Annotated in this window: 19 protein-coding genes; 14 read left to right on the plus strand and 5 right to left on the minus strand. The window is 36.2% G+C overall.

Annotated elements, in window-relative coordinates:
* The first annotated feature begins 60 nt into the window (after nt 1-60).
* From CQ022_RS08740 to CQ022_RS08770, 7 genes are all read left to right on the plus strand, one after another.
* On the plus strand, nt 61-534 hold the full coding sequence (locus CQ022_RS08740) for a DinB family protein (RefSeq protein WP_047434092.1): 474 nt from the start codon (nt 61-63) through the stop codon (nt 532-534).
* A 113-nt stretch (nt 535-647) separates the two neighbouring features.
* Complete coding sequence (rlmB, locus tag CQ022_RS08745) at nt 648-1,397, plus strand: 23S rRNA (guanosine(2251)-2'-O)-methyltransferase RlmB (RefSeq protein ID WP_105681037.1); 750 nt, start codon at nt 648-650, stop codon at nt 1,395-1,397.
* A 3-nt stretch (nt 1,398-1,400) separates the two neighbouring features.
* Nucleotides 1,401-2,522, plus strand: coding sequence for a serine hydrolase domain-containing protein (locus CQ022_RS08750; RefSeq protein WP_105681038.1), 1,122 nt, complete (start codon nt 1,401-1,403; stop codon nt 2,520-2,522).
* A gap of 14 nt (nt 2,523-2,536) precedes the next feature.
* Nucleotides 2,537-3,586: a DUF6263 family protein gene (locus CQ022_RS08755; RefSeq protein ID WP_105681039.1), complete on the plus strand. Its 1,050-nt coding sequence runs from the start codon at nt 2,537-2,539 to the stop codon at nt 3,584-3,586.
* Between the two features lie 62 nt (nt 3,587-3,648).
* Nucleotides 3,649-3,879 carry a hypothetical protein gene (locus CQ022_RS08760; protein WP_105681040.1) on the plus strand — a complete coding sequence of 77 codons (231 nt, stop codon included), beginning with the start codon at nt 3,649-3,651 and terminating at the stop codon, nt 3,877-3,879.
* Nucleotides 3,880-3,910: 31 nt separating this feature from the next.
* Complete coding sequence (locus CQ022_RS08765; RefSeq protein ID WP_105681041.1) at nt 3,911-6,451, plus strand: YfhO family protein; 2,541 nt, start codon at nt 3,911-3,913, stop codon at nt 6,449-6,451.
* 89 nt (nt 6,452-6,540) lie between these two features.
* Nucleotides 6,541-7,830, plus strand: a complete 1,290-nt coding sequence (locus CQ022_RS08770) for a glycosyl transferase family 1 (RefSeq protein WP_105681042.1) — start codon at nt 6,541-6,543, stop codon at nt 7,828-7,830.
* Between the two features lie 87 nt (nt 7,831-7,917).
* Here the strand turns inward: CQ022_RS08770 and CQ022_RS08775 are convergent, their stop codons facing one another.
* The gene (locus CQ022_RS08775; protein WP_105681043.1) at nt 7,918-8,559 is read right to left on the minus strand and encodes a hypothetical protein; all 642 of its coding nucleotides are present in this window, start codon (nt 8,557-8,559) and stop codon (nt 7,918-7,920) included.
* Between the two features lie 121 nt (nt 8,560-8,680).
* On the opposite strand from CQ022_RS08775, the gene CQ022_RS08780 reads away from it, so the two are divergent.
* The gene (locus CQ022_RS08780; RefSeq protein ID WP_105681044.1) at nt 8,681-9,646 is read left to right on the plus strand and encodes a YpdA family putative bacillithiol disulfide reductase; all 966 of its coding nucleotides are present in this window, start codon (nt 8,681-8,683) and stop codon (nt 9,644-9,646) included.
* A gap of 95 nt (nt 9,647-9,741) precedes the next feature.
* Here the strand turns inward: CQ022_RS08780 and CQ022_RS08785 are convergent, their stop codons facing one another.
* A complete protein-coding gene (locus CQ022_RS08785; RefSeq protein WP_105681045.1) occupies nt 9,742-10,923 on the minus strand; it encodes an MFS transporter in 1,182 nt (393 codons plus the stop codon).
* A gap of 305 nt (nt 10,924-11,228) precedes the next feature.
* Between CQ022_RS08785 and CQ022_RS08790 the strand changes: the two genes are divergently transcribed.
* The 3 genes from CQ022_RS08790 (at nt 11,229) to CQ022_RS08800 (ending at nt 15,184) form a co-directional block, all read left to right on the plus strand.
* The gene (locus CQ022_RS08790) at nt 11,229-12,107 is read left to right on the plus strand and encodes a helix-turn-helix domain-containing protein (RefSeq protein WP_105681046.1); all 879 of its coding nucleotides are present in this window, start codon (nt 11,229-11,231) and stop codon (nt 12,105-12,107) included.
* A gap of 89 nt (nt 12,108-12,196) precedes the next feature.
* Nucleotides 12,197-14,125, plus strand: a complete 1,929-nt coding sequence (locus CQ022_RS08795; protein ID WP_105681047.1) for an oleate hydratase — start codon at nt 12,197-12,199, stop codon at nt 14,123-14,125.
* Between the two features lie 162 nt (nt 14,126-14,287).
* Entirely contained in the window at nt 14,288-15,184 is an 897-nt protein-coding gene (locus tag CQ022_RS08800) for a 3-hydroxyacyl-CoA dehydrogenase (RefSeq protein WP_105681048.1), read from the plus strand.
* A 355-nt stretch (nt 15,185-15,539) separates the two neighbouring features.
* Here the strand turns inward: CQ022_RS08800 and CQ022_RS08805 are convergent, their stop codons facing one another.
* The gene (locus tag CQ022_RS08805) at nt 15,540-17,213 is read right to left on the minus strand and encodes a glutamine--tRNA ligase/YqeY domain fusion protein (protein WP_105681049.1); all 1,674 of its coding nucleotides are present in this window, start codon (nt 17,211-17,213) and stop codon (nt 15,540-15,542) included.
* A 154-nt stretch (nt 17,214-17,367) separates the two neighbouring features.
* Here CQ022_RS08805 and CQ022_RS08810 point away from each other — a divergent pair, with 154 nt between their 5' ends.
* Nucleotides 17,368-18,498 carry an alpha/beta hydrolase gene (locus tag CQ022_RS08810; RefSeq protein ID WP_105681050.1) on the plus strand — a complete coding sequence of 377 codons (1,131 nt, stop codon included), beginning with the start codon at nt 17,368-17,370 and terminating at the stop codon, nt 18,496-18,498.
* 450 nt (nt 18,499-18,948) lie between these two features.
* Nucleotides 18,949-19,116, plus strand: coding sequence for a bacteriocin-like protein (locus CQ022_RS22945; protein WP_156121559.1), 168 nt, complete (start codon nt 18,949-18,951; stop codon nt 19,114-19,116).
* Between the two features lie 14 nt (nt 19,117-19,130).
* On the opposite strand, the gene CQ022_RS08815 is transcribed toward CQ022_RS22945, so the two are convergent.
* Both CQ022_RS08815 and fbp read right to left on the minus strand, forming a co-directional pair.
* Nucleotides 19,131-20,135 carry an o-succinylbenzoate synthase gene (locus CQ022_RS08815; protein WP_105681051.1) on the minus strand — a complete coding sequence of 335 codons (1,005 nt, stop codon included), beginning with the start codon at nt 20,133-20,135 and terminating at the stop codon, nt 19,131-19,133.
* Nucleotides 20,136-21,152 (minus strand): class 1 fructose-bisphosphatase, encoded by a 1,017-nt coding sequence (gene fbp / locus CQ022_RS08820; RefSeq protein WP_034695188.1) that lies wholly within the window; start codon nt 21,150-21,152, stop codon nt 20,136-20,138.
* Between the two features lie 324 nt (nt 21,153-21,476).
* Between fbp and CQ022_RS08825 the strand changes: the two genes are divergently transcribed.
* On the plus strand, nt 21,477-22,715 hold the full coding sequence (locus CQ022_RS08825) for an aspartate kinase (RefSeq protein WP_105681052.1): 1,239 nt from the start codon (nt 21,477-21,479) through the stop codon (nt 22,713-22,715).
* Nucleotides 22,716-22,727: the final 12 nt, after the last annotated feature.

Here is a 22,727-nt window from a genome sequence, read left to right on the forward strand (position 1 = left end):
CCAAAAAAATTGTCATTTCCAGTTTATTAAACTATTTTTGGTGATTAAAAATTTTGCAAAATGAATTATCATTTTCAAGCACACAGACAGGTAAGAAAGAACCTTTTAGATATCCTTCAGAATACATCTCATGAAGATTTAATTCTGATTCCGGATGGTTTCAACAACAATATTTACTGGAATATTGCACATACCGTTGCCACACAGCAGCTGCTGCACTATTACCTGAGCGGAAATCCGTTCCGTATTGACAAATATTGGATCGAAACCTATAAAAAAGGAACTTTACCCAACTTAAATGTTCAGAAATCAGAAGTAGAAGATTTAGAGTTTTTACTTACAGAAACTTCAAAGATTTTAATGAAGGATTATGACAGTGATTTCTTCTCAGATTATACGCCCTACACGACAAGTTTCGGGATGGATCTGAAAAGTATCCAGGATGCCATCATCTTCAACAATATGCATGAAAGCCTTCACTATGGATATGTGATGGCCCAGAAAAGAGCAATTTTAGGAGAGAAAGGAAGATAGTGAATCTTGCTGTGCAAGTCAATGGTCAAATGTGAATGTACATCCACTAAATTGACTTACAAAGTAAAATTCACGATTGACAATTCACTCTATAACTATATAATAAATTTTCAATGAAAGACGATTTTATTTTCGGGCTGCGTCCCGTGATTGAAGCAATTGAAGCGGGAAAAACGATTGACAAGGTCTTTGTGCAGAATGCACTTCAGGGTCCTATTTATGCTGAATTAAAAGCCATTTTAGCGAAAAATAAAATCCGTCCCAATTATGTACCGGTTGAAAAACTGAACCGTTTTACAAGAAAAAACCACCAGGGTGTGGTTGCCTTTATTTCGGATGTACCGTTTCATAAAGTGGAGGATATTGTTCCACAATTATTTGAACAGGGAAAAACTCCTTTTCTTTTGATTCTGGACAGACTTACCGATGTAAGAAACTTTGGAGCAATCTGCAGAACTGCAGAATGCGTAGGTGTTGATGCTATAATTATTCCGGAAAAGGGTGCCGCTCCTATTAATTCTGACGCTATAAAAACCTCTGCAGGTGCTATTTACAATATTAAAATATGTAAAGAAAACAATCTTGCTCATGCTGTGGATTTCCTTCAGCAAAGCGGTATTTCTGTATATGCTGCCAGTGAAAAAGCTCAGAAATTGATCTATGATGTTAATATGACAGAGCCATGTGCTATTGTGATGGGAAATGAAGAAACGGGAATTTCTAAAGAAGTATTGCATCATGCTGATGAAAAAATAAAACTTCCTATTGAAGGAAAAACTCAATCTCTGAATGTTTCTGTAGCATGTGGAGCGATTTTGTATGAGGCGGTAAGACAGAAAATGACTGTGATACCCAACCCATAAACCATGAGAATACAATCGCTTTTACCTTTATTTTTTGTCCCATTTATTTTTAATGCGCAGGCAAAAAAAATAGCAACAGACAATCACCTTACCACTGAGCTTGATAAGATGGTTCAGAAAGAAGCGCTCGCTTATATGCAGGATCCTGCACGTGTAGGACTTTCAATAGGTGTTTTTAAAGATGGTAAAAGTTATTTTTATAATTATGGAACTACAGAAATAGGAAAAGCAGAACTTCCAACCTCTAAAAGTTTATACGAGATTGCTTCCATTACCAAGACTTTTACCGGAACGCTTCTGGCTCATGCTTTAGCAGATGGTAAAATCAAAATGAATGATGATATCCGGAAATATTTAGACGGGAATTATGCCAATCTTGAATTTAAAGGACATCCGATAACTATTGGGAATCTTACCAATCATTCATCAGGATTGCCACAGTTTCTGCCGGATCAGTCTCAGACCTTTAAGAAACCGATGGATTCTGTAGCTATGGCTCTGTCGGATTTTTATAAAAACTATTCAAAGAAGAAGTTTTATGAGGATCTTCATCAGGCTAAAGTGGATTTTGTACCGGGAACAGACTATAAGTATTCCAATGTAGGAACACAGATTTCAGGAGATATCCTTGAAAAAATCTATCAGAAAAGCTATGGAGACCTGCTTGCAGAGTATATTACAACACCTCTGAAAATGAATCAGACCATTATTGGTACGAATTCTGCACAGCTATTGACTTGTTACAGCGAAAAAGGAAAAGTAATGCCCAGAAATTTCAGTACCATCTTTGCTCCTGCAGGCGGAATTATATCCACTACAGAGGATCTGGTGAAATATATGCGTTATCATCTGGATGAAAACAATAAGTATGTGAAAATATCTCATACTCCTCTTGTGAAAAGTGAAGGAGATGCTATTGGACTATACTGGAGATTGCACACCTATGAAGACGGTACCCAAGCGGTGTATCATACCGGAGGTACATTTGGTTTTTCAAGCGTACTTCAGATTTATCCGTCAAAAAATATGGGTATAGTAATATTGTCCAATGAATCGGATGCGGAATCTCAGGGGAAGCTGCATGACATTGCAGATCATTTATTAAGAAATAGTAGTAAAAAATAAAGTTAAAAAATCAAATGAAGAACATTGCAGCGCTTGCGCTTATATCATCAATAGCTCTTGTATCTTGTAAAAAAGAAACAGCAAAAATAACGAAAGTAGACCCTAAAACCGGAAAAACAGTAACTGTAGAAGTTCCTGCCGATTCAGTGGCAAAAGTTGCAGAAAACCCGGCAATCAAAGATTCTGCCGGAGTTATCACACAGACTTTCAAGCTTGAAAAAGGGAAAACATATCCTCTTACCACGTATCAGAGAGATGTAAAAACAATGACAGATCCTCAGGGAAAATCAATCACTGCAACCAGTGAATCTACAGACGAAATGAATTTTGTAGTAGATGATATTAAAGGAAATGTATACGAAATGACCCTTAATCTTGTAGCTAAGAGAAGTTCTCAGTCTGCCCAGGGAAAAACGGTGGTGGTAGATACCAAACTTCCTCTTCCTAAAGAAGACGATCTTAAAATGATCTGGAATGTCAACAAAGCACTTACCGGAAACAAGCTTCAGATGAAAATGGATACAAAAGGGAATGTAATTTCTATTACAGGATTTGATGCTGTTTACACGAAAGTAGGAAATGCAGTAGGTACACTGATCAAAGATGCTAATGAAAAAGCTAGCGTAGTAGCAAGCCTTAAACAATCATTCAATGAAAAAGTTTTGAAAGATCAGTTCCATAAAAACCTGATGATTATTCCTAAAAAAGGAGTGAAAATTGGAGAAAAGTGGTCAACTTCTGAAAATGCCGACCCAAGCGGAAGCGTAAAAGTAACCTCAAATTATGTAGTAAAAAGCTTAGGAAACGGAGCTGCTGAAATTGCAGTAACAGGAGGTATCCCTAAGAAAACGGAGAAGAAAGCTCAGGGACCTATTACCCATAGCCTGAGTAGTGAACTGGTTCAGAGCGGAACCATTAAGTTTGACGAAAACACAGGATGGATTACCAACCAGAATATCAACGTAAAGACCACTCAGATAGAAACCATTTCCGATGGAAAACAATCTCAGTCTATGAAGAGTGTTTCCAACTCTTCAGTAATGGTAAACCCATCTGCTAAATAACTTGAATAAACATTCAGGGTTTAAAGAGTACTCTTTAAGCCCCGAACTTTAAACAAAAAATTATGAAGTACATTCTTGAGTTAGTACTCACTGCTATTATTATTTTCTTTGTCTGGAACATTCTGAAAAGAATTTTCTTTAAGACCTTTTACAGCTATCGTTTCAACAATAACAATCAGAATAACAAACAGCAGGACATACACGACTCGAATAAGAATAACAAACAGAACCTTAACTGGGATGCAGAAACTGTAGACTATGAAGAGGTGAAAGAGAGTAATGACAAAAGGTAAACATTCCAAGAAATAAAAGATAATAACCAGCATGGCAAAAAATAAAAACTTAATTTATATTGCAATTTCAGTAGTAGTATTTATAGTTTTAGCATTTTTATATTCTACCCCTGTATTTTCAGGAAAACAGCTTTTCCAGCATGATATCGTGCAATACAGAGGAGGAGCAAAAGAACTGCTTGACTATAGAGCCAATACCGGAAATGAAACCTATTGGAGTGACTCCATGTTTGGGGGAATGCCGACTTATCAGATGGGAAGCCAGTTTAAGGGTGATATCATCAAGAAGATCGACAGCAATCTGAATTTCCTGCCAAGGCCGGTCAATTATCTCTTCCTGCTATTTGCAGGTTTTTTCCTTTTGGGAATGGTAGTGGTCAGAAACTGGAAGTACGCTCTCCTGGGAGCCACTTTCTTCGGGCTTTCAACCTATTTTTATATTATTATTGCAGCCGGACATAATGGTAAAGTAAATACCATTGAATACTTTGCCCCGCTGTTAGCCGGAATTTTACTGGTTTATATCAGAAAACAATACATCTGGGGATTCATTGTCACAACCCTTTTTATGGGGCTTCAAATTGCGGCAAACCACCCACAGATGACCTATTATCTGTTCATTGCTTTAGGATTTTTATTCCTTTCTGAGCTGATCAGAGCGATCCAGAAAAAAACACCGATGAAACATTTCCTTATTTCATCAGGAATTATTGCTGCATCATGCATGATCGGGGTTGGAATGAATTCACAAAGAATCATGGCTAATTCAGAATATGTAAAAGAAACAGTTCGTGGAAAACAGATTTTAACAAACGACAGCCATACCTCAGGAAAATCCGGAATGGATAAAGAGAGCATGCTGATGTGGAGCTACGGGCAACTGGAAACTTTAAACCTTTTCATCCCAAGATTAATGGGTGGTGGAAGCCAGGAACCTGAAGGAAAAGAAATCATGAACAGGGTTCAGGAACTGGTTCAGGAAAATGTAGGCTCACAATCCGAAATGGATAGAATTTCCAAAGGATTCAGTGGAGTAACTTATTGGGGTGATCAGCCGGGAACCTCCGGACCTGCTTACCAGGGAGCCATTGTATGTTTCCTTGCATTGTTAGGCTTCTTCTTTGCCTCGAAGAAATACCGTTACTGGATTCTGGGAGCTTCCATCCTGACGATCTTACTAGCGTGGGGAAGTAACTTTATGCCGTTATCTGATTTCTTTATCGATTATGTACCTTTCTATAATAAATTCAGAGCACCTTCATCCATTTTAGTTGTTGTGGAATTATTATTCCCATTAATTGCCATCCTGGGATTATACAGGTTCTTCACAGATGAAAAACTGACTGAAGAGTACAAACAAAAAATCCTTCTTTATGTAGGAGGTGGAACTCTGGGATTCTTATTGATTCTTTTAATCTTTGGAAAATCATTACTAGGATTTGCTACGGAAAATGAAAAAACATATTTCCCTCCTTTCCTACTCGACTATCTGGTAGATGAGAGATACAAATTATTCAGAATAGATGCCATAAAAGCATTCATTTATGTAGCCATTACTGCAGCTGCGCTATTCTTAACTTTAAAGAAAAAGCTTAACCAGAATATTGCTTTGGTAGTCATTGGACTTGTAAGTTTATTTGATCTTTGGACCGTAAACAAACGTTATTTAAATGATGAAAACTACGTAGATAAAATATTTGCTGAAAACCCTTTCCAGACAGAAAGCTCAGACCTGTTGGCTGAAAAAGTTCAGGGAAATCCGAATCTGGAATCTATTTTATCCAATGTCAACATCAACAAAACATTGGAAACAATTGCTGAAAAGGACAAAACGCACTACAGAATTTACAACCAGACACTGGGAGTAACCAGTGAAACCAATACGTCTTATTTCAAGGCTTCCATTGGAGGTTATCACGCTGTAAAATTAAGAAGATATGATGATGTACTGAATGAATATATCAATAGTATTGACAGTGTAAAAACACCTAACGTATTAAATTTACTGAATACGAAATATATGGTTTTCGGTGGCCCGGATCAGCCACAGGTTGTCCCTAATCCAAAAGCCAACGGAAATGCATGGTTTGTAAGCGATCTAAAATTTGTAGAGACTCCTAACCAGGAAATTAAATCTATCGGAACGATTGACAATAAGAAAACAGCCGTTATTGCCTCATCTGATAAAGCCTATTTTGACAACAAACCCGTTCAGGCGGATTCTGCAGCATTTATCAATCTTACAAAATACCAGCCTAATGAACTTGAATTTAAATCTCAGTCGAAAACTCCTCAATTGGCAGTATTCTCTGAAGTTTATTATCCTCACGGATGGAAAATGTTTGTAGACGAAAAAGAAGTTCCTTATATCAAAGCAGATTACTTGCTTCGTGCAGTACATGTTCCGGCAGGAAACCACCATATCAGAATGGTATTTGAACCTGAAGTGATTGAAAAAGGAAAATGGCTTTCTCTACTGTCATTCGGTTTATTTATTCTTTTGTCTGCATTTGGAATTTTCTGGATGAATAAAAACAAGAAAAAAGAAATTCTAGCTGAACAAAAAGCTTAAATAGTATAATAAGGTTTTTAAATAATATTACGAATGTCATTCTTCATTACGCCATGCTTCGTTCAGAATGACATAGGAATCAATTAAAAATGGAACAGAAGAAAATATTGATTATCACCTATTACTGGCCTCCTGCGGGAGGTCCTGGTGTTCAAAGATGGCTGAAGTTTGCAAAATATCTGCCGGATTTCGGATGGAAACCTGTCATCTATACTCCGGAAAATCCGAGTTATCCTTTATTGGATGAAACCCTGATCAAAGATGTTCCTGAAAATATTGAGATGGTAAGAACCAAAATCTGGGAACCTTATCAACTGGCAGAAAAGCTGAATAAAAGCAATAAAAAATTTAAGGCAGGACAATTTGATGTAGGTAAAAACCAAAGCTGGAAATCCAAACTTTCCATTTGGGTGAGAGGAAATTTTTTCATCCCGGATGCCAGAGTTTTTTGGGTGAAACCTTCTATTACATTTTTGGAGAAATACCTGAGAGAACATCAAATAGATACGATTGTAACTTCCGGTCCGCCCCACTCTCTCCACCTGATTGGTTTAGGACTTAAAGATAAAATGCCGGATCTGAAATGGATTGCCGATTTCCGTGATCCATGGACAGAAATTTCTTATTACAAACATTTGAAATTAACCAAAAGTTCGGATAAAAAACACCGTCAGCTGGAAAGTTCTGTATTTAAAAATGCAGACATTACACTGGCAACAAGCTATACCGATGCAGAAAACTTCAGAAAAGCGGGAGCAAATGCTGTCTGTATTACAAATGGATTTGATGAAAGTGATTCAGAAGGAAAAATAAAAGGACAGAATCATCAGGATCAATTCACTTTAAGCTATATCGGGGTTTTGGAGCAGCTTAGAAATCCTGAAAACCTATGGAAGGCACTAGATGAACTGATCAAGGAAAACACTGATTTTGCAGCTGATTTTAAATTAAAATTTGCAGGAAGAATCGATGATAAAATCCTATACGCTATTGAAAATTCAAGTCTGAAAAATCATATTCTGAATCTTGGATATCTTTCTCATGGTAAAGCGGTAGAGGAAATGCAGAATTCAAGTCTACTTCTTATTACCAATTTCCCGAATGAAGCCTCAAAGGGAATCATCCCCGGAAAAATATTTGAATATCTGGCTTCAGGAAAACAGATCCTATCATTTGGACCCGATCAGGCAGATGTGGCAAAAATTCTGAACGAAACACAGTCAGGAAAGCATTTCAACTATCAGGATACAGAAACAGTGAAGCAGTTTATCCTTGAAAAATTCAACCTTTGGAAAGAAGGAAGTCTTCATGAAAACACTCAGCATATTGAACAGTTTTCAAGAAAAAATCTAACCCGTCAGCTGACTGAAATCTTATAATGAAGAAAGGAAGTTAGAAGCTGGAAGCTGGAGGTTTAGTTACTTTACAAATTCCATTTGTGGCTTCTAACTTCTAACTTCTAACTTCTAAATCGTCCACTGATCATTTACAACAGCAATCAGATAGTATTTACCCTGAAATTCTTCAAATACAAAACGAACTGTTTTCCAATCCATCTCACCATATTTCTCAGTTCCTTTGATATAATTTTCCGTGAAATCATCTTTAGGATAAATCTCTTGTAAGTTATTCAGGGAATTTCCTCCTCCGATAAATTTATTTAATGAATATTGTGATGCCGTAAAATCTTTGGAAAATACCCATTTACCAAGATAATCATTGATCGTTGCTTTATAAGGATCCCCTGAACCATCATGTGCTCCCCACGTAAACAGAGTTTTGGTAGGTTGATATTTTTCAAAATCTGCTTTAGAAAAATGTTTATCTCCTTTCATATCAACAAAAGCATACATTGAAAAACGAATTCCTTTTTCGGGGTGAATCAAGGATGCAAAAGTGGCATAATCTTTAGCTTTCAGTGCTTTCAAAACCTCATCATTGGTCTGCTTTAAAACCACCTCTTTATTAGCATTATTCTTAATGATGTCTGCACTATCTGTTTTGGTTTGTGCTATGGAATCTATCTCATTGGGAACAGGTTTCCCAACTTCTTTCTTACAGGCTACGATAATACTCAGAGCGAATACCGCGATTAATAATTTTTTCATATTTTACATTTTGAAATTGCTAAAAAACACCAAAACTGATGCCAAGCAGCAGATGAGGCAAAGAATCATGAATTCGTCATTCATCATTGATAATTTATAATTTCAGTCGTACCTTTGTTAGATGGAAATGTTGGATATTCTCATTATCGGGGCCGGACCAATTGGTTTAAACTGTGCTCTTGAAGCTCAAAAAAATAACCTTAGTCATGTTATCATAGAAAAAGGAACCATTGTCAACTCACTGTACAATTATCCTTTATATATGCGTTTTTTCTCTACTGCAGAAAAACTGGAAATCGATGAAGTTCCTTTTATTTCTACGGCTCCAAAACCGGGAAGACAGGAAGCTCTGGAATATTATCAGGGAATTGCAAGGCAGAAAAAGCTGAACATTAATCTGTATGAAAAAGTTCTGAATGTCTCAAAAAATAATGAAATATTTGAGATCGAAACTACAAAAGCAACCTATCATGCTAAAAATGTAGTGATTGCCACCGGATTCTATGATATCCCCAATCTTATGAATATTCCCGGCGAAAATCTTCCAAAGGTTAAACATTATTACACTGAGCCTTATCCTTATGCAAAACAGAAAATAGTGGTGGTAGGATCAAGCAACTCTGCTGTAGATGCAGCGCTTGAAACTTATAGAAAAGGAGCTGAAGTCACTATGATTGTCCGCCATTCTGAGATTTCCAAAAGTGTAAAATATTGGGTGAAACCGGATATTGAAAACAGAATTGCAGAAGGAAACATAAAAGCTCATTTTAATGCAGAAATGGTAGAAATTAAAAGTAATACTGTTGTTTTTAAAGATGAGAAAGGAGCAATTCATGAAATTGATAATGATTTTGTACTGGCTATGACGGGTTATCTTCCTGATTTTGATTTCCTGAGAAATTCAGGTATTGAACTTAATGGAGACTGTCTGAATCCGTTTTATAATCTTGAAACCATGGAAACCAACGTTTCCAATCTTTATCTTGCAGGAGTGGTATGTGGTGGAAAAGATACCCATCTTTGGTTCATTGAAAACTCAAGGGTTCATGCGAACATGATCATCAAGACGATTCTTTCCAGATCTTAATCGTAAACAATTAATAAAATACAAGTTCGGGCAATTTCTACGAAATTGCCCGAACTTGTATTTTTGAATCCATGAAGCAGAAACATTATATCATCTTACATCAAATCTTCTTTAACTTTGTTTTTATCCTTAAGCATCCAGGGAACAATAAAGTAAAAACCAACAGCAATAGCCACAGCCAGTACTCCTGTTCCAATCCATAGAATATTAAACCCTAATTTTTCTGCAATCAGTGTTCCTATATAGGGTGTAATGATGAATGCAATGGAAAATGATATCCCATTCAATCCCATATAAGCTCCTTTATTATTCTCTCCTGAGCGTAATGCGGTAATGGTTGACATAAAAGGAAGTGTCCATATTTCTCCCACGCAAAGGAGTGTCATAGACAGAACAAGGGTAATCATACTGTAATCAAATGCCAGCATGGCATAGGAAACTCCACATAGGAAAGTTCCGATCAACATGGTAAAGGCTAAATTGAAATACTTCTCTGCTACCTGTACCAGTCCCATTTCTAACAAAACAATCAGAAAACCACTGTAACCAAGAATATATCCAATATTTTGCTGGCTCAGATGTGCGGTGTCCTTATAAAATATCGTCAGCGTACTGAAAAGCTGGAAGAAACATATCGAAAACAGCATACAGAATGCACAATAAATCAAAAATTTACGATCGCGGTACGGAGAACTTTCTTTTTTAATAACAATGGCTTCCTTTACCTTTTTCGCTTTCTGTTTCGCTAATCTCGTGCGATCTTTAAAGAACCATATATACATCAATCCAGCCAGCAAAGCAGCTAGTGCATTACTAAAAAACAGAAATTCATAGGAAATAGCCGACAAAATACCACCCAACGCCGGGCCGATAGAAAACCCAAGATTTACAGCCATTCGGTTTAGTGAGAATGCACGGGTAATATTTTCAGGTTTTGCATATTTGGTAATTGCCACGGAGTTTGCCGGACGGAAAGTTTCACTTACAATACTTTGGGCTAAAATAATTCCTGCCAGACCAGCTTCCGTTGTAAAAAGCGGAATTAAACAAAATAAAGGAACACTGAGCAATAAACTCAGACTCTGTACCCTATATTCCCCTATTTTATCCGTAATCATTCCTCCCAGCCAAGATCCGATAACGGAACCTATCCCGAAAAAGCTCAGTACAATTCCTGAATTTTCAATACTGAAATGTAAATGATTGGTCATATAAACTCCCAAAAACGGAAGCACCATAGAACCGGCTCTGTTGATGAGCATTACCAACGCCAGCATCCAACTCTCTTGCGAGAGTCCTTTAAAAGAACTCGTATATACGTTAATTAGTTTCACAATAATATTTTGGAGGGGAAATTCGAAAGTGCAAAATTAGATAAAAATAACCCAAAAACCCTTGTTTAAACCCTGTTTTTATAAATAAAGTCTATAAAAACAGACCATCATCTGTATCCTTAAAAAAACATTTTTTTTACTATATAAAACTCTAAGACCTTTATAAAAATCGTAAATTGCAGTAACAACAGGTGTTTTGAGCTAAAAAAGACTCTAAAACATAATAAAAACTTAACCAATACGTAAGAATGATAACCTACGAAAATTTACATGATACCCTATCTTTTTACAGTATTGACTGCCGCCAATCCTATTATATTTCTTCCGGAAAACCCATTTTTGAATTTCCCAAAGCGCCTTTCAGAATGGATTATTATGCACTCTGTATTTGTACCGCAGGAGAAATCAATATTGAGATAGACCGTCAGAAATATAAAGTGGATGTACACAGTTTTTTGATGGCAGCTCCTTCCACCATTGTAAAGTTTGGAAAAACCAGCGATGATTTTACGATGAAACTGTTGTTCTTTGACAAGAATTTTTTAATTAAAAATATTTCCAATCCTTTTATCATTGAGAAGATGAATCTTTTCTCTAAAGGTTCTTACAGCATTGTAAAAACCACAGTGAAAAATTCTTCATTACTGCAGAATCTTCTGGATGATCTTGAAAAAAAATCCAAAAAGGAAGGAAAGTTTACTGAGGAAATTATCCGTACCATTATTTTCCATCTGCTGCTTGAAACGGCTGAGATTATGGAACATCAAAATACAGCAAATCCGGCAAAAGAAGAAGGAAAAAAAGACCTTTATCTGAAATTCAGCAAACTCATTAGAGAAAATATTAACAGGGAACGAACAGTTCAGTTTTATGCTGACCAACTGCACGTTTCCAATAAATATCTCATAGAGATTATTAAAAAGGCGAGCGGAAAAACACCTCATGAAGTGATTGATGAAGCTTTATTGAAAGAAGCCTTTGTCATGCTCGGAAATCCTGATATAACGATTTCGGAAGTTGCATTTGAACTGCAGTTCAATTCCGCTTCGGCATTCGGTCGTTTTTTCAAAAAACATACGGCTCTTTCCCCTTCAGAATACAGAATGAAAGAAAATATTCAGTCATGAGAATTTCGGGATAATAATTCTGAACTTGGGGATATATGTCGCTTTATGAATAAAAGTACCTTTATACTGTTAATTAAAAACAATACAAAATGAGTACGATCAATTCAAAATTCGACAAAGTTTTAAATGCCTCTGAGCAGTTTGGAAAAGTGAACCACGAACCGGATTCAAGTAAAGAAGTTCAGATTAACACTCCTGAAAAAACGATGCCTTTCTCCGACCAGATCGGAAACTATCAGCGTAATAAAGGAATTCCTTTACAGTCTTACGAAAACAGTAAAATCTATATTGTAGGAAGCGGAATTGCAGGGATGTCTGCCGCTTATTATTTCATTCGTGACGGCCGTGTTCCTGGCAAAAACATTATTTTCCTCGACCAGCTGAATATTGAAGGCGGATCTCTGGATGGAGCAGGTAACGCAAAAGACGGCTATATCATTCGTGGAGGACGAGAAATGGATATGACCTATGAAAACTTATGGGATATGTTTCAGGATATTCCTGCTTTGGAATTACCAGCACCCTACAGCGTGTTGGATGAATACCGTCTTATCAATGACAACGACCCGAATTATTCTAAAGCAAGGCTGATCCACAATCAGGGACAAATCAAAGATTTCAGCAAATTCGGTTTGGAGAAAAAAGATCAGCTAGCAATTGTAAAATTGCTGTTAAAGAAAAAAGAAGAGCTGGACGATCTTACCATTGAAGATTATTTTTCTGAATCATTCCTTAACAGTAATTTCTGGTTCTTCTGGCGTTCTATGTTTGCCTTCGAAAACTGGCACAGCTTACTGGAACTGAAATTATATATGCACAGATTCCTTCATGCTATTGACGGAATGAAAGACTTTTCATGTCTGGTTTTCCCAAAATACAACCAATATGATACCTATGTAACACCACTCAAAAACTTCCTGGTAGAAAAAGGGGTACAGATCCAGTTTAATACTTTGGTAAAAGATCTTGACATTCATATTAATACAGAAGGAAAAACTGTAGAAGGTATTATTACCGAACAAAACGGAGAGGAAGTAAGAATTCCAGTCGGTAAAGAAGATTACGTGATTGTAACCACCGGATCTATGACTGAAAGTACTTTCTACGGAGACAATAATACCGTTCCTGAAGTAACAATAGATAACAGCAATGCCGGACAAAGTGCAGGATGGAAGTTATGGAAAAACCTGGCTGCAAAATCTGAAGTATTCGGGAAACCTGAAAAATTCTGTAGCCATATTGAAAAATCTTCTTGGGAATCTGCAACTTTAACATGCCGACCTTCTGCATTCACAGAAAAATTAAAAGAATTGTGTGTGAATGATCCTTATTCAGGAAGAACAGCTACCGGAGGTATTATTACCATTACAGACTCTAACTGGGTGATGAGTTTTACCTGCAACAGACAGCCGCACTTCCCTACCCAGCCGGATGATATCCTTGTTGTTTGGGTATATGCTTTACTGATGGACAAAGAAGGTAATTATATTAAAAAAACAATGCCTCAATGTACCGGAAATGAGATTCTTGCCGAATTATGCTATCACCTTGGAATGACAGATCAACTGGATAATGTTATAGAAAACACAATTGTTCGTACTTCATTTATGCCATACATCACCTCTATGTTTATGCCGAGAGCACAGGGAGATCGTCCGAGAGTTGTTCCTGAAGGATGTACCAATTTAGGTCTTGTAGGACAATTCGTAGAAACCAATAATGATGTGGTATTCACCATGGAAAGTTCTGTGAGAACAGCAAGAATTGCCGTTTACAATCTTCTTAACCTCAACAAACAGGTTCCGGACATCAATCCGCTACAGTATGATATCCGACATTTATTAAAAGCTACCCAGGCTCTTAATGATTACAAACCTTTCTTAGGAGAAGGAATTTTAAGAAAAATATTAAAAGGAACTTATTTTGAACATATTTTGGTCAACCGTCCTGAAGAAAAAGAAGAGCATGAATCTTTCTTGACCAGATTCCAGGATTGGGTAAAAGGAGTAAAAGACTAAAAATATCAGTTTACAAAACAGTAGTTTTAAAGTAGTATAGCCTTTCATTTTAACGTAGAGGCTTATAAAAACATATCCTTATTTTAAGAGAGCACAGACTGAATATTATTTTCAAACGGAGATTATCTACTTTAAAAACATCTTTAATTAAAAATAAATCTCATGGATTTTAAAAATATAACGATAGCAGGAAGTGGTGTATTAGGATATCAGATCGCCTTCCAGACTGCCTATCATGGTTTCAAGGTTACCGTATATGATATCAATGATGAAGTATTGGAAAAAGCCAAGGGTAAATTCACCGCTTTAAGTGAAGCTTACCAACAAGATCTGGGAGCAACGCAGAAACAACTGGATGCTACCTTTAAAAATATCAGCTACTCATCTGATCTTGCTGAAGCAGTAAAAGATGCCGATTTGCTGATAGAAGCAGTTCCTGAAGATCCCGCTATTAAAATAGAATTTTACCACAAACTCGCTCAGGTAGCTCCTGAAAAAACAGTATTTGCAACGAATTCTTCCACTCTACTTCCAAGCCAGTTTGCTGAAGATACAGGAAGACCAGAGAAATTTGTAGCGCTCCATTTTGCCAATGAAATCTGGAAACACAATACCGGAGAGGTTATGCGCCATCCGGGTACTTCTCAGGAGGTATTTGATTCGGTTATCAAATTTGCAAAAGATATTGGAATGGTCGCCTTACCTATTCAGAAGGAGCAACCTGGATATATTGTCAACTCATTATTGGTTCCGCTGCTTGGAGCCGCTGTTAATCTCTGGATTGATGAAGTATCAGATATTGAAACAATCGACAAAACATGGATGGTAGCCACCGGAGCTCCTGTAGGACCATTCGGTATTCTGGATGTTGTGGGAATTACAACGGCTTATAATATCAATAAAATGGAAGCTGAAGAAACTCAGGACCCGTTAAAGATCAAAGCTGTAGAAAAATTAAAAGAAGATTATATTGACAAAGGAAAACTGGGAGTACTGACCGGGGAAGGATTTTATAAATATCCCAATCCTTCATATCGCGACAAAGATTTTCTGAAATAGAATCTTATACTTCAGATTTTAAACTATTAAGAAAGCAGGCCTTATTATAGGTTCTGCTTTTTGTTTAAGATTGATTCTCTTCTAAAATATCTGTTGGAAAACGCGAAGGCGCAAAATAATTTTTCCGAAACGTTTTAAGGCGCAAGGATTTTATCTCCGATAAAATTGAACACTGTTGATTTCTAAAGTTAAAAATATTGATTGATTAGATTGTATTACACCTGCTGGAAATCTTCGATTTCTTTGCTCCTTAAGTATTCACCCATGTATAAAATTCTTAGCGCCTTTGCGTTTTCCAACAAAAAAAGCAGAACTTCAATGAAGTCCTGCTTTAGGTATTATATATTTCCGAAAATTATTCCGGTTTAAAAGAATCTTTTAACGTTACTGTACGGTTAAATACCAATACATCGTCTGTAGAATCCTGATCTTTTGTAAAATACCCGATTCTTTGGAACTGTAATGGCTCTCCAACAGCAACATCTTTCAGGCTTGGCTCAGCAAACCCTTTTACCGTTGCTACAGATTCAGGATTGATGAAGTTTAAGAAGTCTACATCTTTTTCAGCGTCAGGCTGCTCCACAGTAAACAAATGATTATATGTTCTCACTTCCACAGGAAGAGCATGTTTTGCAGATACCCAGTGTAAAGTTCCTTTTACTTTTCTTAAACTTTCCTCAGTTCCGCTTCCTGATCTACTCTTCTCATCATACGTAGCGTAGATGGTAGTAATCTCACCATTTTCATCCTTCTCTACTCTTTCAGCTTTAATGATGTAAGCAGATTTCAAACGAACTTCGCCCCCTAATTTAAGTCTGAAGAATTTATTGTTAGCTTCTTCTTTGAAGTCTTCACGTTCAATATACAATTCTCTTGAGAACGGAACCTCTCTTGTTCCTGCATTTTCCTGTTCAGGATTGTTCTCAGTCTCTAACCATTCTTCCTTATCTTCAGGATAGTTTTCGATCACTAATTTCACAGGATCTACCACTGCCATTACACGCTTAGCTACCTTGTTCAGGTCTTCACGTACACAGAAATCAAGCAACTGGATTTCGATAAGATTTTCTCTTTTCGCTACTCCTACTTTCTCAATAAAGTTTCTGATAGAAGTTGGAGTATATCCTTTTCTTCTCATCCCTGAAATGGTAGGCATTCTAGGATCGTCCCATCCGGTTACTACTCCTTCAGCCACTAATCTTTGAAGCTTTCTTTTAGAAGTAATCATATAGGAAACATTCATCCTTGCAAATTCTCTCTGCTTGTTTTTAACCCTTCCTTCTTCGTAAACCTGATCCAAATACCAGTTGTACAAAGGTCTGTGATTTTCAAACTCCAAAGAACAAAGCGAATGCGAAATTTGTTCGATATAATCAGATTCACCATGAGCCCAGTCGTACATTGGATAAATTTTCCACGCTGTACCTGTTCTGTGGTGAGGTTTATTCAAAATTCTGTACATAACAGGGTCACGCATATTCATGTTAGGCGAAACCATATCAATTTTTGCACGAAGAGACATTGCACCACTCTCAAATTCTCCGTTTTTCATTCTTTCGAATAAATCTAAAGATTCTTCAACAGGACGGTTTCTGTATGGAGATTCAATTCCCGGTTCTGCAGGATTTTTTCTTTGCTCAGTAATCACTTCAGAAGGCTGCTCATCTACATAAGCTTTTCCTTCCTTGATTAATTGTACTGCCCAATCGTAAAGCTGCTGGAAGTAATCGGATGCGTACAAAACTTTATCCCATTTGAAACCTAGCCATTCAACGTCTTTCATGATAGAATCTACGAATTCCTGTTCTTCTTTTTCAGGATTCGTATCGTCAAAACGAAGGTTTACGGGAGCATTGTATTTTTCGCCCAGTCCAAAGTTGATGCAGATGGCTTTTGTATGCCCTACATGCAGATAACCATTGGGTTCAGGCGGAAAACGGAAACGGATCTGATCTCTTTTCAAACCGTTTGCCAGATCATCTTCTATAATTTGCTCAATAAAATTGAGTGATTTTTTTTCTTCTTCCATTAAAGTAGCTTTTATTTTTTAGCAAAAAAAGTTTCACAAAGTTACGGAAAAATAAGCTTTGGTAAAAGTGATAATTTAAAAGCCTTATCTATTGTTATTCAATATTTTTCACTAAATTAGATGAAGCTAATACCATTTTAACCCGTTAACCATCATGGCCGTTTATATCTTAAGCAACCGGAAAATCATCCGGCACAAAGGCGAAAGAGTAGACTCTTTTTCCAATGAAGAATACTCAATTCCTAATTTCAGGATCGCTAAATGCGATTTTGAGAATTATAAGGAACCCACTGCTCAGGCGAAAAAGAAAAAAGATTACACCAATAGAAATATCTTACATTACAAACTTCTTTCCGAACCCGAAAAACAGGGATATGAAGAAGTTTTAGATGTTTTATTGAGTGAAAAAGGAATTAAAAGCTCCCCTCTTACAGCCAATAATCTCGGCGGAACCCAAAGAATGTTTTACGAACTGTACAAAAATATGTCTTCCACAAAAGACAGGAGTGATGTACTGATATTCATCCATGGCTATTTGTATGATTTTGATGATGAGTTAAAGGCTATACTTGATCTTAAGAAAGTATTCATTGATAATCCGGCATCACCTGTAGAACATATTTTATTTGTGAGCTGGCCCGCTTCCGGCAGTATAATCCCATTGAGTTATTTTGATGATAAGGCTTCCAGCATCAATTCCGGAACATCTCTGGTGAGATTGTTTTATTTCTACACTCAATTTTTAAAAGATATATTTTCCAACCGGGATCTTGCTCCCTGCAATCAAAGAATCCATCTTATGGCTCACTCTCTTGGAAACAGAGTGCTTCAAAGCATGTTATACAGCCTTAAAAGAGAAAATATACTGCGTGTTATTGACCAGGTTCTCCTGTTGAATGCTGATGTAAGCTATAAAGTATTCGAAGATTCAGAAGATTCATTTAATAAGCTGCCATTATTGGCCAACAGAATTTCCATTTACTTGAACCGACAGGATATTATTCTGGGAGCTTCTCAGTTTACGAAAAATATCCTGACTCCAAGGCTGGGTAAAAACGGACCAAGTGATATTGCTCATTATAAAGATATTGTATCTGTCATCGACTGTACTTTCGTAAAAGATGATTTGCTTGACAGCTTTAAATATGAAGTGGGAAATCATTGGGGATACCTTTCAAGCTCACAGGTACAGAAAGATATCTTTCAAAATTTATATGGAATTGACAGAAATCTTATCACCAGCAGATCTAAAGATAGTGAAAACGTTTTCACAATTATTTCTTAACAAATAATTAAAATAATCCCTGAAAAATGAATTATACGTTAAAAATTAGCTAAAAACCATCAGTATGGCACAATGATTGCTAATTCAAAGATTAGGGAATTACAATTTTTAATTATGGGACAGATTAAAAAAAGGTTTTCTGATATATTAGATTATATAAAGAAAGCTATTTTCGTAAAAGATGTGATTTAATTGTGTAACAACCTCTAAATTCACAAAATATCCGATCCAAAAACTGCCAGGTCTTTCCTACAGACCGGAATAAAAACATTCAAACGTTCTGAACAGGAAGGGATTGTCAGGTAAAAAAACTGAGACCAACCCAACTCATATTCGATACAATTTAAATATTGCAGAGGAATTGTTAAATATTATTAAATAATTCCCCACATGTTGTATAATTCAAAAAAGTTATCGACATTTACTTACCAATCAAATAAAATCAATAACATGAAAAATCTAAAAAAAATCAAAAGAGGAGAATTAAAAACAATCAAAGGAGGAAGACCACCTCTTGGATGTAACAGCTGGAATCCGGTGGCTATGTGCTGCAGATCATGGGCTCCTGACTATTGTGGGCAAACTACATGTCCGGATTCACCTCCACCATTGTGCTAATTAACTTTTAACAGTTATGTTTTGAACCACAGCAACTCATTTCTGAGTTCAAGATCGGATTCAAAATTATTAATAAATAAAGCTCCAGTGCCTAAACCTTGAGGCATTGGATTTTTTTTGGTAAATGTATACTGGGCAATAGCATTCAAGCCAATATTACTCTCCAACGCTGAAGTAATCCACCAACTGATATTCTGTTTTTCAGCAAGGGAAATCCATTCATCTGAACCGGAGAAACCTCCTACCAAAGCAGGCTTTAGAATAATATACTGCGGTTGTATTTTTTCTAACAGTTTTTTCTTTTCTTCGGGATCAATAATTCCGATAAGCTCTTCATCCAATGCAATCGGCGTAGGTGTTTTGGCGCATAATTCTGCCATATCATCCCAGTTTCCTGCTTTTATAGGCTGCTCAATAGAGTGAATATGAAGATCGGCAAGCTGCTGCAACACAATAATCGCTTCTTCTTTACTAAATCCTCCATTAGCATCTACACGAAGTTCCAACTGGTCTTTGGAAAACTTTTCTCTTAATTTCTGTAGAATAATATGTTCAGATTTCCAGTCAACACCAATTTTTAATTTAATGCAATGAAATCCTTTTTCCAGTTTCTCCTGAATCTGTTCTTCCATATAACCTGCATCTCCCATCCATATCAGGCCGTTGATGGTAATAGCAGATTTTCCATCCGTAAACTCACTTGGAAAATAAAGACTGTCACCATATTTCAAATTCTGAACTGCCTGTTCATACCCAAACCAAATGGAAGGAAACTCTTTCAGTTCTTCTTTTAAAAAAGCCCTATCCTGATTGATATTTTCACAAAGCCATTTCAGTTTTTCCTCATAATCAGGTCTGTCATCAAAACTCAGTCCTCTGAAAATAGCACATTCCCCTACTCCTTTTTTTTCGTTTTCCGAAATTGTAAGAATATAGGTTTCTTTATCAAGCAAAACGCCGCGAGATGTTCCACTCGGGCGTTTAAATTGTAATAAATATTGTAAGTACGTTGCTTCCATTTATTTTACGCTGTCGATACGCATAAATTCTTCTGCTTTCTCCACCATTTCAATACTTCCGCAGAAGAAAGGAATTCTCTGGTGAAGTTCTGTAGGTTCTATTTCCAGAATTCTTCTGAATCCGTCTGTTGCTTTTGCTCCGGCTTGTTCAGCAAGGAAAGCCATTGGATTACATTCGTATAATAATCTTAGTTTACCATTTGGAGCCTGCGAATAAGAAGGATAAATATAAATTCCTCCTTTCAGCATATTTCTATGGAAATCTGCAACTAATGAACCGATATATCTTGAGGTATAAGGACGGTCACCTTCTTCCATCTGGCAGTACTTAAGATAATTTTTTACTCCCTGAGGGAATTTAATATAGTTTCCTTCGTTGATGGAATAAATTTTACCCGTTTTTGGGAAAGTCATATTGGGATGAGAAAGATAATAGGTACCTAAAGATGGATCTAGTGTAAATCCGTTTACCCCATTTCCTGTTGTATAAACAATCATTGTAGATGAACCGTAAATAACATATCCTGCTGCAATCTGATTGATTCCTTTTTGTAAAAAGTCTTCCAGCTGCACTGGTGTTCCGGGTTCGGTAACTCTTCTGTAGATAGAGAAAATAGTTCCTACGGAAACATTGACATCAATATTGGAAGATCCGTCTAAAGGATCGATCAGTACCACATATTTACTTAAATGACCATTTTCACCGCATTTGATATCAATAAAATCATCATTTTCCTCAGAAGCAATACCACAAACAACCTCTCTTTGAGACAAAGCCGTAATAAAAATTTCGTTAGCGATTACATCCAGTTTTTGCTGCTCTTCTCCCTGAACGTTTTGGTTTCCCGCAGCTCCTGTAATATCTACAATTCCGGCTTTATTTACTTCTCTGTTTACCACTTTCGAAGCCAATCTTATTGCACTTAGAAGACGAGAAAATTCACCTGTAGAATACTGAAAATCGTCCTGTTTATCTATAAGAAATTCTCCTAAAGTCTGTAATGGTTGATTTGACATATTTTTCTTTTTACGTTTTGCCCAAATTTCGGAAAATTTATCGCATTAAGAAAATTTAATTAAAAAAGAGATTACTCACTGTATTTCAGATGAATACAAGTACAATATAACATAATACAAGATCTTTATTGAAAATTAGGTCTCCAAATTTGTTACATCAGACTCCTGAAAAATTAAAATTATTTCATTATTTGTTGATTTTAAGGAAATCTTAATTCCATCTCCGCGTCAGACTATTTCATATCTCGTTGTAAATTTATAATTTTGACGTCCGTAAAAAACTCATGTAATTTTTTATCTAACAATTTTATTTTTAACAATTTAATGAAAATTTTCAAGTTTGGTGGAGCATCGGTAAAAGATGCTGACAGTGTAAAAAACGTGTCCATGGTTCTAAAAAGCCAAGGATTTGCCAAATGTTTGCTGGTAATTTCAGCAATGGGCAAGACGACAAATGAGTTGGAAAAAGTTGTAGAACTTTATTTCAAAAAAGATAACTATCAAACTGAGATTGAAAAGATAAAACGAAAACACATGGAGATTGCGGAAGGACTATTTCCTGAAAATCATGCGGTTTTTGCTGAAATCAATCTCTTTTTTGATGATATTGATTCTTTTTTACGAAGAAATAAATCTCCTAATTACAACTTTGTATATGATCAGGTGGTAAGCTGCGGAGAAATGATTTCTACTAAAATCGTGAGTGAATATCTAAATGAAATTCAATTTACGAATCAATGGCTGGATGCCAGAGATTATGTAAAAACGGATAATTCATACAGAGAGGGTACGGTAGACTGGACAAGAACGGAAGAATTTATTTCCCATCTTAATCCTGAAATTTGCTATGTAACTCAGGGATTTATCGGTTCTGACGACAATAATTTTACGGTGACGTTAGGAAGAGAAGGTTCTGACTACTCTGCTGCTATTTTTGCTTACTGCTTAAATGCTGAAGCAATGACGATCTGGAAAGATGTACCGGGAGTAATGACCGGAGATCCGAGAAAGTTCAGTGATGTAAATCTTCTTTCCAACATTTCTTATGAGGAAGCTATTGAGATGGCTTATTATGGTGCAAGTGTTATTCACCCTAAAACATTACAGCCACTCCAGCAAAAAAACATTCCTTTTTATGTAAAATCTTTCGTAGATCCTACCAAAGAAGGAACAAAAGTAGGTGCTTCCGAAAAAAACCAACAAGAAGAATCTTATATTCTAAAAGAAAACCAGGATCTTTTGAAAATCTCTACAAGAGACTTCTCTTTCATTGCAGAAGATCATATGAGCCTGATTTTCGGATTTTTATCTAAATATAAGATCAAAGTTTCCCTAATGCAGAATTCTGCGATCTCTCTGGCATTGTGCCTTGAGGATAAATTTAACCATCTTGATGAGCTCAACGAAGAGCTTCAAAAAATTTTTAAAACCGAAGCAATTAAAAATGTATCTTTATTCACAGTAAGAAATGCGAAGAAAGATCACATTGATAAATTTTACCATGAAAAAAATGTATTATTGGAACAGATTTCCAAGAACACTCTTCAAATGGTAACACAATAATATTAATTGCGA

This window comes from Chryseobacterium culicis (genome assembly GCF_002979755.1).
In the GTDB taxonomy this organism is placed as follows: domain Bacteria; phylum Bacteroidota; class Bacteroidia; order Flavobacteriales; family Weeksellaceae; genus Chryseobacterium; species Chryseobacterium culicis_A.